Below are 16,398 nucleotides of genomic sequence, written 5' to 3'. Positions count from 1 at the left end.
CATGGAAACCAATCTTTTCCACTTCATGCGCCCGGAATGGTTCTGGGCATTGATCCCGGCGGGCCTTCTTCTATGGCTCGTCATGCGGTCCCGCAAGAGCGCCACCGGCGGCAACTGGGGCAAGTATGTTGACGCCCATCTGCTGCGGCATCTGGCTATCAGCGGCGCAACGGCCCGCGCATCCCGCTTCCTGCCATCTGTGGCAGCGGCCATGCTGGTTGTCCTGGTGACGGGGCTTGCTGGCCCGACGTGGGAAAAGGCTGAGGTTCCCTCCTTTACCGGTGGAGAACCCGTGGTTGCGGTTCTCAGTCTGGCGCAATCGATGAATTCGGACGACTTACAGCCGAGCCGCTTGCGCAGCGCAGTCCATAAGTTGCGCGACGTTCTTGCCCGCACGGAAGGTGATGAGCGCGCACTGGTCATCTATTCGGACATCCCCTTCGTCGCCGCTCCTCTGACAAGCGACAACAAAGTGATTTCGCAGATGATCCCCGACCTTTCCACCAAACTGATGCCCGTACTGGGCGACAGGCCTGATCTCGCCATCTCCGAGGCAGTGTCTGTCTTGAAAGGAGCGAATGCGACGCGGGGCAAAATCGTGCTGCTCGCCGACAACGCCGGTAATGCGGCGGCAACGGAAAAGGCAGCGGCCGAGGCACGCAAAGCCGGTTACACCGTCTCGGTTCTCGGCGTTGGCACCGAAAAGGGAGCTACGTTGCAGACGGCAAGCGGTCAGGCCATTACCGATCGCTCTGGCGAAAAAGTGACGACATCGCTTGATGCGCAAGCTCTTGGCGCGGTTGCCAAGGCCGGTGGCGGTACCTACTCCAGCGTGACCGCAAACAGCGCCGATCTGGACCGCATCCTGCCGAAGACCGACAAGGCCGAGACCGCGGGCAAGGCACAGGACTTCAAAGCCGACAGCTGGGTCGATATGGGCTACTGGCTCCTGATCTTGCCGGTCCTGCTTCTGCCCTTTGCTTTCCGGCGCGGCCTGGTCTTCGCCATTGGACTGATCGTCTGCATGAATTTCGTGCCCGGCATTGCGACACGGCAGGCCCATGCAGGAACCTGGCAAGACCTGTGGTCGACCTCCGACCAGCAGGGCAAGCAGGCCTTTGCCTCAGGAGATTACAATACGGCTTCGGGCAAGTTCGAGACCCCCTCCTGGCGCGGCAGTGCTGCCTACCGGGCGGGCAACTACGCGGCCGCAGCTCAGGATTTTTCCGAGAACGCCTACAATCGAGGTACCGCACTTGCCAAATCCGGCCAGCTGAAGGAGGCGCTCGGCGCATATGACCAAGCGCTGGCTGCCAACCCTCATGATGCAGACGCGAAGTACAATCGCGATCTCGTCCAGAAGCTGCTCGACGATCAGAAAAAGCAGGAACAGGAGAAAAACAAGCAGCAGCAACAGCAATCTGGCCAAGACGAGATAAAAGGACCAAAAGCAGCAGGCTGGAGGGAATGGTCAAAAACAGTACCAGCAGCAGTCTCAGGGTCAGTCCGGCCAGCAGGATCAGAAAGATCAGCAGTCCGGTTCCCAGGGCCAGCAAAAACAGCAGAACGCAGGTGGCCAACAGGACCAGAAGCAAGACGCTCAGAACTCGCAGAAACAGAATGGCGGGCAGTCCGGCCAGAACGATAAAAAGGATCAACAACAGCAAGCCGGCAGCAACGGTCAAAAGCAGGATCAGCAGCAATCGCAGGGTCAGTCCGGCCAGCAGGGCAAACAAGGTCAGCAATCCGGTTCTCAAGCCCAGCAGAAGCAGCAGAATGCAGGTGGCCAACAGGACCAGCAGCAGGCCTCTGAGAATTCGCAGAAACAAAAAGGTGGCCAGTCCGGCGATCAGCATCAATCTGCCGCTCAGCCGGGCCAGGAAGGCGGTTCGCAGGAAGAAGCCAAGCAGCAAAACGCATCGCAGGGCGAACAACCTAAAGACCAGGCATCTGCCGAAGCTTCGAAACCCGCCGATGAGGCGAAGAACGGTCAATCCGCGAAGGCAGAAGGGGAGAAGAGCGCGGCTGAGAAGGCGAAGGATCACAACGCCGGTGCAGGCCAGGAACAAATGCAAGATGCCTCTGCAACCAAGCCGAAGGGTAAGGACGGCGGCAGCGAGCAGTCAGGCCAGCAACAAGACAAGACTGGTCCCGAGGGGCTTGCCCAGGCGGACAAGGCGGCACAGGAGGCTGCCAAGGCCCGTCAGCAAGCAAGCGCTTCCGGTAACGAAAGCGGACAAGCCAGTAAGGAGAGCGAAAACGCTCTGTCGAGAATGCTGTCCAGTGTCCTGGAAGGCAATGGCACAGACAAGGGTGGCGAGAAAGTGAAGGCTTCCGTCCCCGGTGCTCCGGTCGTCGATCAGGCAGTCGAGCAACAGTTGCGCGAAGTCCCTGATGACCCGTCCGGCCTGCTGCGTGCCCGTATTCGTCAACATTACGCCCAGCTTCAGTCTGGCTCTAACTAAGAGGAAGCAGAACTATGAATTTCAATAGCCTCAAGACCACAGTCAGCGCTGCTGCTCTTTCGATTGCGCTTGCCGTTCCGGCCTTTGCCGCAGGGCTCTCTGCCCGCGTGGACAGCGGCACGGTGGCGCAAGGGGACACGTTTCAGCTGACGCTCACGACCAACGGCCAGGCGGATGCAAACCCGGATCTCACGCCGCTACAAAAGGATTTCGACATCCTGGGCACATCGCAGTCCTCGTCGACGCAAATCATCAACGGGAAACGGTCTCAAAGCGAGAGCTGGATCGTGTCCCTATCGCCGAAATCGACGGGTACACTGGAAATTCCCGCGATCAACGCGGGAAGCCTGAGCAGCGCGCCCGTCGCCATCAAGGTGGTGGATGCGGGCTCCATGCCCAAAGCCACGGGTACCTCGGCGATCAACCTCTCCGCGACCCTTAAGGACGGCAGCCCTTTTCTGTTTCAGGAAACCGCCGCTGACGGTGCGGATCGAGACCAGCGCGCCGATAAAGAGCGCCGAGCTGATCCCGCCGCATTCAAGCGCATTCGAACTCGTTCAACGCGGAGAGGACAGGGTGAACCAGGCGACGCGGAATGGGGAGCCGGTGAACATCATCGAACGCACCTATATGCTCAAACCTCAGGAGAAGGGTGCAATCGAAATTCCCCCCTTCGTCCTGCGCGGCTCCGTTGCCGATCCTTCAGCGAGGGGCCGTGATCCCTTCGCAGATTTTCAGGGATTCCCGGGTTTCCCGTCATCCATGTTCAACGACATGTTCGATAGTGGCAAACCTTTCGCCGTTCGCTCAGAGCCTATCAAACTGACGGTACGCGCGGATCCCAACGCCGGCTCCGGGCAACACCAGTGGTTCCTGCCTGCCAAGAACGTCAAGCTGACCGCCAAATGGTCGCCCGAGCACCCGGTTTTCAAGGAAGGAGAAGCGGTGACCCGGCGCATCAGCCTGCTGGCGCTCGGTGCCAGCACGGTTCAGCTTCCCGACCTGTCCTTCGATAACACGGATGGCGCGCGGATTTATCTTGATGACGTGCAGAAGGGCGAAGATCAAACAGCTGAAGGCACCGTCGCGAGAAAGGATTTTCTCGTATCCGTGGTGCCAACCCGTGGTGGCGAGATCACGCTCCCAGAGATCAAGGTGCACTGGACCGACAGTGTCTCGGGAGAGGCGAAAACAGCCACCCTGCCAAGCGAGGTCATCAAGGCCGAAGGAACGATACCACCTGCCAACAACCAAACTGCAGCGACACAAAAAACTGCACCTGCCTCTCCGGTGAAGTCGCAAGGACATCAGGAAAGCAGCGAGGTATTGCCCGCCTCTCTATTTGCCGGTCTCGGGGTCGCCGCGGTCCTGGCCGCGCTCGGCGGTGCAGCGCTCTATGTCAGACGAAAGCAGCGTGCTGACGAAAGTCTCAGAAAACCCGTCGCGGCGAATACGTCCAAGCAGGAACGGCCAGCCGATACAGTTTCTGAACGTCGCAAGCAGCTGGCTCAGGCAATCAGCAAGGGAAAATCCGGTGATCTTCGCGGATCCTACGGCTGTGTTCTTGCCTGGCGCCGGCTGGCGGGTGGTGACCCGGCCATGACGGATGCAGCCAGAGAGGCAATTGCCGCTTTGGAAAAAGCAGCCTTTGCACCCGTGGCGGAAGCCACAGAGGCTAGAGCCCATGACTCGCTCAACGTCCTGGCACGGGAAGACCGCAAGATCGGTGGTTCGCAGGACAAGACCTCGTCGAAGCTACCGTCGCTCTATCCGGCCTGAGGCCACGAGCTACGTCCGCTTCCAGGCGGCTTTGGTGACGTCCTTAATAACCGATTTGAAGGGCCCAAAGCCGTCGTGGCGAGAGACGAAGCGCAATTGAAAGGAGGAGCCCGTCACAAGCCTCCTCCTTTTCCTCTCTACAGAGGTACGCCGGTCCGGGACCTGGGCCAATCCTCGTTGCCAGCCTGGCATTTCCGGTTTGATTGCGGAACTGCGGATCCTATTTCAACTTTCCAGCCAGACATGTGGAGCACCCTTAGTGATGCCGGAAACGCGCCAGCTAAAAATTTAAATAATTTTCACCATGAATCGTTGTTCGATGAAACCAATGCCTTGGAAGGGCGTTGCGCTTTTGTAATACGGACACTTTCAGGGGGTACAATGATTTGGAGTTTAGCTAAGCTTGAAGACGAGCGTCAGGAACTCATAGAGGTCATAAGCAACCTCAAGGCGTGGCAGCATTCTCCCATCGAGGACAGCCACGTCATCGCTCTTAACCTTACAGCGCACATGATGCGGTTAAGCGAATTGGAAGAGGAAATACTCACCAATAGGCGCGAGCAGGACTTGGCTGCGTGTGCAACCATCATCAGGAAATCCGTTTAAGGCTAAGGTTAAAAAACAAATTTGCAGATAGAAAAGCGAGGACCGGGATCATTAGAGTCCTCACGGCGTACAAATGCCTTAACGCTCATGCATAATGCCATAGGTGTTGCAGCTGATGTCCGGCTTCCATCCGGTAGTACATCGCAGTTCTTCTCATCTTGAGGTCACCGCTTTCATACCTTGGAGCCGAGGTTCTCTGTTGACCCTCTCTCTCAGTGCAGAAGCGCTTAAATGAACGACGATCAGACGAGCCTGCGCGGGATGACCACAGCACAAGAACTGCCAGTCCCGATCGCCATCCTGGCCACATCGCCGCCATCGCCAATGGCGCTTTAATTCCTCCCCGGATAATCATCAGGCAGGATAAATGGGAACGGTCCCGGCGCGCGTTCGACTTGGGCCGTGTGGGTGACGAAGCGACCTTGCGAGAAGCGGTGCAGCAGGAATTGCGGAGCTTCCAGCACGAAACATGACGCCGCCTCGGGGGTCAGGTCCAGCGCTACCTGATGAGCGACGGATGGCGCAATCTGGCATAGGGTTCCGCCGAAGATGGTCTGGATGGCGCGATGGACATGGCCGCAGAGGACGCGCTGTACTTGCGGATGGTCAGCAATGATCCGCTCGAATTCTGCAACGCCCTCAAGAAGCCCAACCCGGTCCATGTGGCCAATGCCGGTTTCGAAGGGCGGATGGTGCAGCATGACGAGCGTTGGCGCATCCGGCGCAGCGGCGAGCGTGTCAGACAGAAAGGATAGCGTTTCGGGACGGAGCGCACCATGGCTTTCGCCCGGCACCAGCGTGTCGAGGCCGATGATACGAATGGGTCCGCAGGATGTCACAAAATCGAGGAGGCCTGATACGGGCAGATAGTCGAGATCGGCAAAGGTCGACCGGAACTCTTCGCGCCGGTCGTGATTACCGGGCACGCAATAGACGGGCATGGGCAGCCGGTCGAACAGCGTGCGGATAATCTCATACTCCTCCACGAGCCCACAATCGGTCAGATCGCCCGTGACGATGACGCACTCGGGGCGCGGGTCGAGCCGCAGCAGTGCATGAATAGCATGTTCGGCATAGAGATTGGTTTCTGATACGCCATAGGCAAGCATGCCATGCGGGCGGATATGAAGGTCGGTAATCTGGGCAATCAGCATCATCAGTCTTCTTGGTTGAACTCGATAAGGGCGTCACCTTCGATGTCGAAGGCGACGGTTTGGCCGGGCTGGAAAGTCAGCGCCGACGGCAGGTCGATCTGCAAAGTCTGGCCCGGTGCCACCTCGACGATGAGGCGCTGCGTAGCGCCGAAAAAGGTCGAGGCGACGACACGCGTAACAACCGCGCCGGTGTCCGAAAGTCGCACCGCTTCGGGGCGAAAGCAGACCACCGCTGATCGATCCGGGCCGCCGAGAGTTAGTCCCGCCCGTGTTCCCTCCCCTTCAAGTCTCAAAACACCATCACGAACGTCGCCATGAAGGCGGTTCATCGTGCCGACAAAATCGGCCACGAAGGCATTGGCCGGGCGATGGTAGATGACGCGAGGCGCATCGATCTGCGCGATGCGGCCGCGGTTCATCACCGCGACCCGGTCACCGATCGCCATGGCCTCGGCCTGATCATGTGTGACATAGATGGCCGTGATGCCAAACTCCCTGAGCAGCAGGCCGATTTCCACCCGCAGACGTTCGCGCAGAACGGCATCGAGCGCGGCCAGCGGTTCATCCAGCAACAGCACGCGCGGGCGGATCGCCAGCGCACGGGCAAGAGCGCAACGCTGGCGCTGGCCGCCGGAAATGGTGGTGACGCGACGGTCTCCCAGTTCCTCAAGCCCGACAAGGGCAAGCAGCCGCCGGGTTTCCGCCTCGCGTTCGGCCTTGGCGATTTTGCGGATCTTCAAGCCATAGGCGACGTTTTCCGCAACGCTCATATTGGGAAACAGCGCATAGGACTGGAAGACCATGCCGACATTGCGCTTTTCGATCGCCACCTGTGTCACATCTTCCCCGTCGAAGCGGATCATATCCGCGCCATCCGGTTCCTCCAGTCCGGCAATGAGGCGCAGAAGCGTGGTCTTGCCGCAGCCCGATGGACCGAGCAGCACGAGGATTTCGCCAGCCATGACATGCAGGTCGGTGGTATGGAGCGCCGCCACACCATTGAAAGTCTTGGAGAGCGCGTGAGTGGAGATGGAAACGCCGCGGCTGGATGGCGCCGCCGGGACGAGGGAGTGAGCGTTCATGGTGCAGTTCGCTTTTCGGTGAGGCTGGCCACCAGTTGGAGGCCAATCAAAAGAGGGACGATCATGATGAGGAAGACGAGCGTATAGGCCGAAGCGACTTCAAGGCGCATCGAGGCATAGGCATCGGCAAGACCGACCGGCAGCGTCTTGGTCATCGGCGTATGGGTCATCCAGGTGATGTTGAACTCGCCGACGGAGAGCGTGACGACGGTCAGCGAACCGGCAAGGATGCCCTGGCTGATATTGGGCAGGATGACGTCGAAGAAGCGCCGCCAAGCGGGCGCGCCGAGGCTTGCCGCGCCCTCGTCCAGCACCTTCCAGTCGATCGTATCGAGAACGGCGATGACGGCGCGCAGCATGAAAGGTAGCGTGAAGAGCACATGGCCGACGACGATGAAGAGCGTCGACTGGCGAAAAGTGCCGAAGCCGCCATAGGCGAGGATCAATCCAAGCGCTAGCGCAAGTCCGGGTATCGCGACCGGCAGCGTCACGATCTCCTCGACGATGCGGGCAAATCGACCGCCACTACGCACCAGTGCATAGGCGCCGGGAACGCCGATCAGCAATGTCATGAGAAGTGTCGCGACCGCGACAATCAGGCTTCGCCAGATCGTATCGGCATAAAGCTCGAAGACCTGGCCTACCCAGTCCAGTGTCAGCCCGGCGGAGAGGCCGCGCGCATAGTTGACGCTCAGCCCTGCGAAAATCGAAAGGATGACCGGCATTGTCAGGAAGAGCGTCAGAAGGGCGGTGACGGCAATGCCAGCAGCCGATGTCCAGGAAATCCTGCGCATCTCACGCTCCCGTGGCATCGCGCATGGCGCGGTTGCGGGCAAGGGCAAGCACTGCCCAGGTGATCAGACCAAGCGCTATGGAGAGTGCGGCTGCCATGCCGGCATTGGTTGCCAGCGTGAACTCGGTGTAGATCAGCATCGGCACGACATCGACATTCGTGGCAAGCGTAAAGGCCGTGCCGAAGGCGCCCATGGCAGTGGCAAAACACAGCGCACCACCGGCATACATGGCCGGAAACAAAGCCGGCAGCACGATGTCGCGCTGAATGGTGATCGGCCCCGCGCCGAGTGACCGCGCCGCTTCCACGAGCGACGGATCGAGCTTTTCAGCCGCTGCCAGAATTGTCAGCAGCACACGCGGTACGGAGAAATAGACATAGCCGAGAAAGAGCCCGGTCAGCGAATAGGCGAAGACGAGATTGCTGCCGGTCAATGCCCTGGCAAGATTACCGACAAGCCCCAGACGACCGCCAAGCAAGATGACCATGAAGCCGACGACGACGCCCGGAAAGGCAAGCGGAAAGGTCAGCAGCGACAAAAGGACACCGCGTCCGGCAAAGCGCCGGTTGGCCAGCGTCTGCGCCGCAATGGTGGCAAGGATAAGCGTGACCGCCGTGGTGAAGAGAGCCAGGATCAGCGTGGCGATCAGGCTGGTGCGATAGCGCTCATCGGTAAGGATGGCGAAAAAGGCCATTGGCCCGCGTTCCGTGCTTGCTGCCGCAACCGTCAGACGGACCATCGGCAAAAGGAGGAAGGCGAGCGCGAAGATCGCCAGCGGCAAGAGAAGCAGGATGTCGAAGCGCCTGTTCTTCACGGCGGTCTCCTTGGCAAAGTCATCGGATGCGGATGAGGCGGATGGCGAGCCGGGACATGCATCGTCTCGGCTGCCTTTTTGAGGGAGGTTTGCGCCGAAGGCTTAGCGGACTTCCGCGAGATAGCGCTCGGAATACGCCTTCTGTGCTGCCTGCGCCTTCGCCCAGTCGATAGCCTTGGCACGCTGATAGTCGCTTGCTGGCAGGAACCTGTCGGCGATATCCTTCGGCATCTCCACCGGAATGGCCGGGCGAAGATAGGCCGTCGTCCAGAAGAGCTGGCCCTTGTCGGAGAGCAGATAGTCGAGGACCTTTTTTGCGGCGTCCATATGCGGTGCGCCTTTGACCAGCGTCATGACATAGGGAAAGCTGACGGTGCCTTCGCAAGGAATGACGAAGGCGAACTTGCCTTTTTCGGTATATTTGGCGCGATAGGCATTGAAGTCATAGTCGAGCAGAACCGGAATCTCGCCGGAAACGACGCGGGCATAGGAAGTCTGCTTGGTGACGATGGCACCGTTGGCGGCAAGCTTCTTGAAGAAGTCGATGGCAGGGGAGAAATTCTCGAGCGTACCGCCGAGCGCAGAGTTGGCGGCGACGGAAGAAACATAACCGACAGCGGCGGAGGTCGGGTCGAGATAGCCGACAAGACCGTTATATTCCGGCTTCAAAAGGTCGGCCCAGCAGGCCGGAGCCGGCGCGCCGTTCAGCGCATCGACATTGACGAAAAAGCCGAGCGTACCCTGGTGCACCGTCCACCAGCGGCCCTCCGGGTCCTTCAGGCCATTCGGAATTTCATTGAAACGCGCTGGCTTCCAGGCTGCCACGAGATCCTGGCTCGCTGCAGAAATGCCGGCATTGATGCCGAGATAGGCGATATCGGCCACGGGGCTTGCCTTTTCGGCGATGATCTGGGCAATCGCCTGGCCGGAATTCTTGTTGTCGCCAGGGATGTCTATGCCGAGATCGGTCTTGATGTTTTTCAGCATCTGACCCCAGTTCGCCCATTCGGGCGGGCAGTTGTAACAAACGGCGTCTGCTGCGCGCGCGGGCGTCAGCGCAAGAATGAAGGCGCCTGCCAGAAAGCCGAGGCAGGCCAGGAGGAGTTTAATTTTCATGGGAGTGAGGTTCCTGGTTCGTTGAGGAAGAAGAAGATTGGGTGCGTGGATGGGGTTTGGCCTCTTCGATCGTTTCGCCGCAAGCGAAGGTGAAGTTAGCCCGGATATGGGCCGGATGCCGCCGCCCCGCGGCGATATCGAGCACCATGGAGGCCGCCAGGACACCCATGGTGCGGGAGGGTTGGACAATCGTTGTCAATCTTGGCGAGATGTGTCGGGCGAGATCTATGCCATCGAAGCCGGTCACCGAGACATCCTGCGGCACGCGCAGACCCGAACGCCGCAAAGAAGCGATCACCGTGAGGGCGAGTAGATCGTTCGAAACGACGATCGCCGTCGGATGACGCTTGTCCAGGGCAGTGGTCAAATCGACGTCTTCGGTCGCGTCGATAAAGTCCACCTCCAAGGCCGCGAAGGGCTGACAACCGGCGGCCTTCATCGCATCGCAATAGCCTCGATAACGATTGATCGCGCGATCCGAGGATGCAAACCGGCCACCGACGAACAAGATGGAACGATGGCCGAGGTTCAGCAGCTTTTCCGTGAGCTCACGCATCGCCGCCCGGTTATCGACCGAAACGGAGCCGAAACCGTCCGGCACGCCCTCATTATAGACGGTAGCGGCAGGGATGCCCTGTCGGGCCACAGTGGCGAACACATCACTCGTTGCGGGATCGCAGACCGTCATGATGAGCCCCATGGGGCGCTCGGCAATCAAAGCGGCAATGACGGCCATTTCCTCGTCGGCCCGATAGTTGGATTGTCCGATGATGATCGAGAGATCGTTGGTGCGAGCGCAATGTTCGATGCCGGCGAGCGCACCGGCAAAGACCGGATTGGTGAGACTGGGAAGGAGAACGCCGAGGACAGGCCGGCGCGCAGCCGACGGCGGGGCAAGGGGAAAGCCAAGGGTCAGCGCCGCATCCACCACCTTTTTCTGCATGGCAACGCTGACAGGACCGTTGCCTGTCGCAACACGGCTGACGGTGGCGATGGAGCAGCCGGCACGTGCGGCGACATCGCGAATATTTGCGGGCGTTCGAACCATGGAACCTCTCGGTATGCCGCATTCGTCGCGGCACGGAGAGAAGCCCTAGCAAAGGAGTCTAATATCTCAGTGACAGTGTTTCAGTCGTTTTCAGTCGAATGAATCCCGATCTTCAGTGTGCTTCCAAATCATCAAGATGATGGCAGGTTTGTTTCAGCCGACTTCAGGGTTTTGCGCTGTGGCTTCCGTTGGAGATGGTAGATCCAGTGAACACGTGAATGTGAGACCTCCAGCTTTATTGTCTAAAGACGCATTCATGGTCATTAGAATTTCTTTCATTCATCTGACGGAAGATTGGTGCATCTGAATTTGAACCGTTAAAAACATATGATTTCCCAAAATATGAAGAAAAGGTCTCGCCTCCGTCTCGCCGTCGTTCTTGCGGTCGGGGCCGTGTTTGCGTGTCTGGGCACCTGGACCGAATACACCAATTGGCAGCGGCTGGTCCAAAACGCAAACAACCGCCAAATGGAAACCGCCCGCGCCATGGCGCTTCATACCGACGACTTGATGGCGCTTGCTCAGCAACCGCTCAACGACCTGTCTGCTCACGCTAGAGAGGCGCTCGGCGACGAAAGCAAAACCCAACTGCTGTTTGAGGAGATGCTGCACGTCGTCAAGACTTCCCCCTTGCTGCGCAGCCTGGCCTATGCCGATGCGCAAGGCCGCTTGCTCCAATCGACGTTTGCCGCGAATTCCGCAGGCATAGATCTCTCCAACCGCGAATATTTCCAGTTCCACAAAGCGAATGTGTCAACGCAAGCGCGCTTCGGCCTCCCCTCTCAAAGCCAGACAAATGGCCGGTGGTTCCTTCCGATCAGCCAGCGGATAGACAATCCTGACGGAAGCTTGGCGGGTGTTATGATCGCAACCATCGACATGGATCATTTCTCCCATTTCATTGAAACATTCGGGGTGAACGAGGAGAATGCCTTTGCCCTGCTGCGCGAGGATGGCGCCATTCTTCTTCGCCTGCCGATGGACCTCAAGGCGATGGGTGCAAACATCGCTGACAGTGCGCTTTATCGCGATGAGATCATGAAGAAGCTGCGCGGCAATTACGAATATGTCTCGCGTTTCGATGGCGCAAAGCGCATCAGCGGGTTCTATCGCAGCCCTGAGACGGGCGTAACGGCGATCGCCGCACAGACCAAGGACTCTATTTTTGCCGACTGGCTGAAGCAGTCAAAATATCCTTGGCTCAGCATCGTTCTCGCCTACTTGATCGGTACCGCCATGGCCGTCCGGTGGATCAGGCAGATCGAACTCCGGGAGATCTGGGATCAGAAAGTCGCCGCACGCGAAGCTGAATTCCGCCTTATCGCCAATGCCTCAACCGACGTGATTGAAAAGATTTCCCTGGCGGGCATCCGGCAGTATGTATCACCTGCCGCGGAGAGAATATTCGAGCAGAGTACCGAAAGCGTGATTGGCACGAGTGTGCTGGATAACCGGGATGATCAGACCAGATCCACATGGGAGCAAGCCCTGGCCAAGGTGCGGTTGGGATCCTCAACGGAATCAATCCTCTATCGACACCAGCGGATGGATGGAACCACGATCTGGCTGGAGAGCGTCATCTCCTGCGTTCGGGCTGATGATAGCAACGAACCTGACGGAATCGTCGTCATTACACGCGACGTCACCCGCCATCAGATGATGAAGCAGGAGCTGAATGCACTGGCAACGACGGACGAGTTGACGCGTCTGTTCAACAAGCGTTACTTCAATACCCAACTGAGCGCCATGCTGACGGCGGCACGCGCAGATCAGCAGTCGGTTTCGCTCATCCTGCTCGATCTCGACCGCTTCAAGGTCTACAACGACACCTACGGACATCTGGCCGGCGATTGCGCGCTACGCGATGTCGCCGCCGTCATCCCTTCGCAGCTCATCGGGACCGGCGGTCTTGCGGCCCGTTACGGTGGCGAAGAGCTGGTCGTTCTGCTGCCAAATATAGGTGCCGAAGAAACCGCGAGAATAGCCGAGAATATCCGTAAGGCGGTTGCCGCGTTGAATATCGCGCATGCTGAAAATTTGCCATGGGGTCATGTGACCGTTTCTTGCGGCTATGCGACGGCGCTTCCCTCGCAATCGCTGTCCGAGAACGACTTGATCGCTCAGGCAGACCGGGCGCTATACCGGGCCAAAGCCGCAGGACGCAACCAGTCGCAAGATTGTGAAGACAACGGCGAGCGGAAACGCGTGAGATCGAGATCGTGAAAACTGTGTTTTCACGCGTCGAGAGAGAGGTATCTAACTCGCAGCGGCGGCGCCGAAGAGAGGCTTTGGACCGCGAGACGCGCTGGCGGCCCTAGCAATTTGTTGCCGTTGAACGCCCTCCCCTTCATCTGCCGGGAGACAGCTGTTTCCGATGAAGTGTTTCTGAAGCAAGACCGGCGAGTTCTCGAATGAAGAAGTCGAGAATGGTTGATGGCTTCTCTCCCAGACGAGTGGCGATGATGAAGGGTGAATTGATCCTGGCTTCTTTCGGAAGAAGAGCCCGAAAGATGCCCTTCTGTACCCAATCGGCCGCGTAATGATCGGGCAAGTAGCCGAGATATCGGCCTGACATGACGAACATTGCCTGGGCTTCCATGTTCGACGCCGATGCCTTGGCGCGCGCTCGTGGGAAATACTGCAATTCGCGCATATTGGCATAGGGCCTGACAACGAAATCGAAGCCTTCCACACGCTGCACGGAAATGTCCGCTTCGTCTGCCGTGAAAAGAGGATGGCCCTTGGCGCAATAGAGGGAGTGGATCTCGTCCCGTAGGCGTGACAGTTTGAGGCTCTGATACGGCTCAGTTTCCGGAAGGATGGCGATATCGAGACCACCATTGGCGATTTCGGACAGTAGCGCATCTGGAGAATCGATGACCAGTTCCAGCCGTGCCTCTGGAGCCCTTTCGCTGATCCGGGCGATGATGCGATGAATGGGCAGATCCGCATCGGTAATCGTGTTGTCCACCAGGCCAAGTCTCAATGTCCCGGTGATCCGGTTTTTCAACGTGCCTATTTCGCTTTCGAAGGCGTTGAGCGCCAGGAACAAAGATTTCGACTGTTCGTAGACGATCGCGCCCCGGTCCGTCAGTTCAAAGCCGCCTCGCCCGCGCCGACAGAGCTTATACCCAAGCCTGTCCTCCAGCGCCTTGATATGAAAGCTGACTGCGGACTGGCTAAGGCCGAGGGTGATTTGCGCGCCGAGAAAACTTTTATGCTCTACCACGGCACGAAACACGGTGAGGGAGCGAAGATCGGACTGGGCCAAGTGCATGGATAAAACCTTACATCATATTTATTGATGTGAACTTCATATCTTTCCTATTTTCCTGCGCTGAAGTCCATGGTTCGTTGGGGCATCAAAAAACGGGGAACGAAACCATGAAACCTAGAGCCTCCGCCAAAGCACTCCTGATCGGCACCGTATTTGCTGCGCTTCTCTCTTCGACCGCTGGCGCCGCGGACCTTCTTGAAAAAATCAAATCCGACAAAGTCTTCACGGTGGCCACCGAGGCCCGCTTCGCACCCTTCGAATTCGTGGAGGACGGAAAGATCGTCGGCTACTCCGCCGACATCATGGCTGAAGTCATGAAGGCATTGCCGGACGTCAAGCTCAAGCGTCTCGATCTGCCTTGGCAGGGCATTCTTCCAGGCCTCGCTGCCGGCCGTTTTGATTATGTCGTGACCTCCGTTACCGTCACGCCGGAACGCATGAAGGCCTACCATCTTTCAACGCCGATTGCCGATGCGACCATGGCCATTCTGAAGCGCAAGGGCGATGCGGCCATCACCAAGCCGGAAGACATCGCCGGCAAGGCTGTCGGATCCCAGGCAGGCTCCGCACAGCTGGCAGCGCTCGAAACCTTCGCCGGGAAACTGAAGGACAATGGCGGCCCGGTTACGATCTCCACCTATACCGACTTTTCGGAAGCCTATGCCGATCTCGGCGCCGGTCGGATCCAGGCGGTCGTGAACTCGCTTCCCAATCTGCTGGAGGCCGCCCGTCAACGTCCCGATGCCTTCGAAGTCGTGCTGCCGACCTTCGGCCCCAAGACCTATTTCTCTTGGGCGGGTCGTAACGACGCGGACAGTGAGTCCCTCAACGCGCTGATCGATGGCGAACTCGTCAAGCTGAACAAATCCGGCAAGCTTGCCGAGTTGCAGACGAAGTGGTTCGGCGCGCCGATGCAGCTTCCGGACGTTCTTCCTGCGGCCGAATAAGATAAGACGGAGAGGTCATGGAAAGGACAGCCGCACATATCTGGCCTGCGCTTCTCGATGGCCTCACCATCACCTTGACGATCAGTCTGACGGCGCTTCTCTTCGGCGCGCCGTTGGCTCTCCTGCTGGCCGCCGCCGCGCGAGGCGGACGATGGACGCGCATTCCGGCGGGGTTTTACCTTTCCTTCTGGCGCGGAACACCGATCCTCGTACAACTCTTGATCACCTTCTACATCCTTCCATTCCTCGGGCTGGAGCTTGAGCCGATCGTTGCGGCCACCTTGGCCCTGGCGCTCAATACGGCGGCGTTCCAGTCGGAGATCTACCGGGCAGGGCTTCAGGCCATACCGAAAGGCGAGATTGAGGCCGCGAAAATGCTGGGCCTCACGCCTTTCGCGATCTTTCTCAACATCGAGGTCCCTCAGGCTGTACGGGCTATGTTGCCAGCGCTGGTGGGAGAAATGCAGGCTCTGGTCAAGAACTCCTCGCTCGTCTCGGTCATCGCCGTGACGGATTTGACCCGCCGCGCCCAACAGGTCGCGTCCTCCACGTTCCGCCCCCTGGACGCCTATGCCTCCGCTCTCGTTCTTTACGTGACAGTCGGCATCCTTATCGCCGCGTTGGGACTGATGATCGAAAGACGCCTGTCACGTCGGGGTCAAAATTCATGACCGGCTTTATCACTGATCTGCCGCTCTATCTTGCCGGACTGCTTACGACCATCACGGTTTCGGCATGCGGCGTCGCAATCGCCATCCTGTTTGGCGTCTTGCTCGCCACCGGCCTGCGGAGCGGTTATCGTCCAATTGCCCTTGTAACCAGAGCCTATGTGGAGTTCGCTCGGGGCGCGCCCCTCGCGCTCCTGCTTTTCCTGCTCTATTACGGCGGTCCGCAGGTTGGGCTTTTGCTCAGTCCCTATGTGGCAGGTATCTTTGGACTTGGCATCTATGGTGCCGGACCATTCGCCGAAATTTTCCGCGCCGGTCTGAACGCCGTTCCCGAGGGAGAACGCGAAGCCGCAGAAATGCTGGGTCTGACACGCGGACAACGCTTCCTGCACGTCGAACTGCCCCAAGCGGTACGGCTGACACTCCCCCCCTGCGTGGGCCAGGCGATCGCGCTTTTGAAAGAGTCGGCTGTTCTTTCGGTGATCACACTTGGAGAGCTGACGAAAGTGGCGGGAACGATCAGCTCGATCAGCTTCACGGTGGTCACGCCCTACCTCACCATCGCCCTCCTCTACTGGGCTCTTGTTGAAATTCTGTCGAAGTCCGGTCGCGCTCTGGAGCGCCGCTTCGCGTTAAGAGGTTCCTGAC

Annotated in this window: 16 protein-coding genes; 9 read left to right on the top strand and 7 right to left on the bottom strand. The window is 58.8% G+C overall.

The window, feature by feature from the left end:
* Window position 1: 1 nt before the first annotated feature.
* The 5 genes from QE408_RS07925 (at window position 2) to QE408_RS07905 (ending at window position 4,850) form a co-directional block, all read left to right on the top strand.
* Window positions 2–1,648: a VWA domain-containing protein gene (locus QE408_RS07925; protein WP_306929921.1), complete on the top strand. Its 1,647-nt coding sequence runs from the start codon at window positions 2–4 to the stop codon at window positions 1,646–1,648.
* Window positions 1,649–2,069: 421 nt separating this feature from the next.
* On the top strand, window positions 2,070–2,465 hold the full coding sequence (locus QE408_RS07920; RefSeq protein WP_306929919.1) for a hypothetical protein: 396 nt from the start codon (window positions 2,070–2,072) through the stop codon (window positions 2,463–2,465).
* Window positions 2,466–2,479: 14 nt separating this feature from the next.
* Window positions 2,480–3,184 (top strand): BatD family protein, encoded by a 705-nt coding sequence (locus tag QE408_RS07915; RefSeq protein WP_306929917.1) that lies wholly within the window; start codon window positions 2,480–2,482, stop codon window positions 3,182–3,184.
* The gene (locus QE408_RS07910; protein ID WP_306929915.1) at window positions 3,072–4,244 is read left to right on the top strand and encodes a hypothetical protein; all 1,173 of its coding nucleotides are present in this window, start codon (window positions 3,072–3,074) and stop codon (window positions 4,242–4,244) included. Before QE408_RS07915 ends, QE408_RS07910 begins: the two co-directional genes overlap by 113 nt.
* 75 nt (window positions 4,245–4,319) lie before the next feature.
* Window positions 4,320–4,850 carry a hypothetical protein gene (locus QE408_RS07905; RefSeq protein ID WP_306929913.1) on the top strand — a complete coding sequence of 177 codons (531 nt, stop codon included), beginning with the start codon at window positions 4,320–4,322 and terminating at the stop codon, window positions 4,848–4,850.
* Window positions 4,851–5,182: 332 nt separating this feature from the next.
* On the opposite strand, the gene QE408_RS07900 is transcribed toward QE408_RS07905, so the two are convergent.
* The 6 genes from QE408_RS07900 to QE408_RS07875 all read right to left on the bottom strand — a co-directional run bounded on the left by QE408_RS07900 (window position 5,183) and on the right by QE408_RS07875 (window position 10,858).
* Window positions 5,183–6,007, bottom strand: a complete 825-nt coding sequence (locus QE408_RS07900) for a phosphodiesterase (protein WP_306929912.1) — start codon at window positions 6,005–6,007, stop codon at window positions 5,183–5,185.
* Window positions 6,007–7,086, bottom strand: coding sequence for an ABC transporter ATP-binding protein (locus tag QE408_RS07895; RefSeq protein WP_306929910.1), 1,080 nt, complete (start codon window positions 7,084–7,086; stop codon window positions 6,007–6,009). Before QE408_RS07895 ends, QE408_RS07900 begins: the two co-directional genes overlap by 1 nt.
* Window positions 7,083–7,880, bottom strand: a complete 798-nt coding sequence (locus QE408_RS07890) for an ABC transporter permease (protein WP_306929909.1) — start codon at window positions 7,878–7,880, stop codon at window positions 7,083–7,085. Before QE408_RS07890 ends, QE408_RS07895 begins: the two co-directional genes overlap by 4 nt.
* Before the next feature lies 1 nt (window position 7,881).
* Window positions 7,882–8,694, bottom strand: a complete 813-nt coding sequence (locus QE408_RS07885) for an ABC transporter permease (protein WP_306929907.1) — start codon at window positions 8,692–8,694, stop codon at window positions 7,882–7,884.
* 102 nt (window positions 8,695–8,796) lie between these two features.
* Window positions 8,797–9,810, bottom strand: a complete 1,014-nt coding sequence (locus QE408_RS07880; RefSeq protein WP_306929905.1) for an extracellular solute-binding protein — start codon at window positions 9,808–9,810, stop codon at window positions 8,797–8,799.
* Window positions 9,800–10,858, bottom strand: coding sequence for a substrate-binding domain-containing protein (locus QE408_RS07875; protein WP_306929904.1), 1,059 nt, complete (start codon window positions 10,856–10,858; stop codon window positions 9,800–9,802). Before QE408_RS07875 ends, QE408_RS07880 begins: the two co-directional genes overlap by 11 nt.
* A gap of 486 nt (window positions 10,859–11,344) precedes the next feature.
* On the opposite strand from QE408_RS07875, the gene QE408_RS07870 reads away from it, so the two are divergent.
* The gene (locus QE408_RS07870) at window positions 11,345–13,081 is read left to right on the top strand and encodes a diguanylate cyclase domain-containing protein (RefSeq protein WP_306929903.1); all 1,737 of its coding nucleotides are present in this window, start codon (window positions 11,345–11,347) and stop codon (window positions 13,079–13,081) included.
* 124 nt (window positions 13,082–13,205) lie between these two features.
* Here the strand turns inward: QE408_RS07870 and QE408_RS07865 are convergent, their stop codons facing one another.
* Window positions 13,206–14,135: a LysR family transcriptional regulator gene (locus QE408_RS07865; protein ID WP_306929901.1), complete on the bottom strand. Its 930-nt coding sequence runs from the start codon at window positions 14,133–14,135 to the stop codon at window positions 13,206–13,208.
* A gap of 107 nt (window positions 14,136–14,242) precedes the next feature.
* On the opposite strand from QE408_RS07865, the gene QE408_RS07860 reads away from it, so the two are divergent.
* From QE408_RS07860 to QE408_RS07850, 3 genes are read left to right on the top strand one after another with little or no spacing between them, the layout of a single operon-like run.
* A complete protein-coding gene (locus QE408_RS07860; protein ID WP_306929900.1) occupies window positions 14,243–15,082 on the top strand; it encodes a transporter substrate-binding domain-containing protein in 840 nt (279 codons plus the stop codon).
* Window positions 15,083–15,099: 17 nt separating this feature from the next.
* Window positions 15,100–15,753: an amino acid ABC transporter permease gene (locus QE408_RS07855; RefSeq protein WP_306929898.1), complete on the top strand. Its 654-nt coding sequence runs from the start codon at window positions 15,100–15,102 to the stop codon at window positions 15,751–15,753.
* Window positions 15,750–16,397, top strand: coding sequence for an amino acid ABC transporter permease (locus tag QE408_RS07850; RefSeq protein ID WP_306929896.1), 648 nt, complete (start codon window positions 15,750–15,752; stop codon window positions 16,395–16,397). The genes QE408_RS07855 and QE408_RS07850 overlap by 4 nt, the downstream gene beginning before the upstream one ends.
* The last annotated feature ends 1 nt before the right edge of the window (window position 16,398 follow it).

The organism is Agrobacterium larrymoorei, from assembly GCF_030819275.1.
Lineage (GTDB): Bacteria > Pseudomonadota > Alphaproteobacteria > Rhizobiales > Rhizobiaceae > Agrobacterium > Agrobacterium larrymoorei_B.
This window is presented reverse-complemented; position numbering and strand designations above follow the sequence as displayed.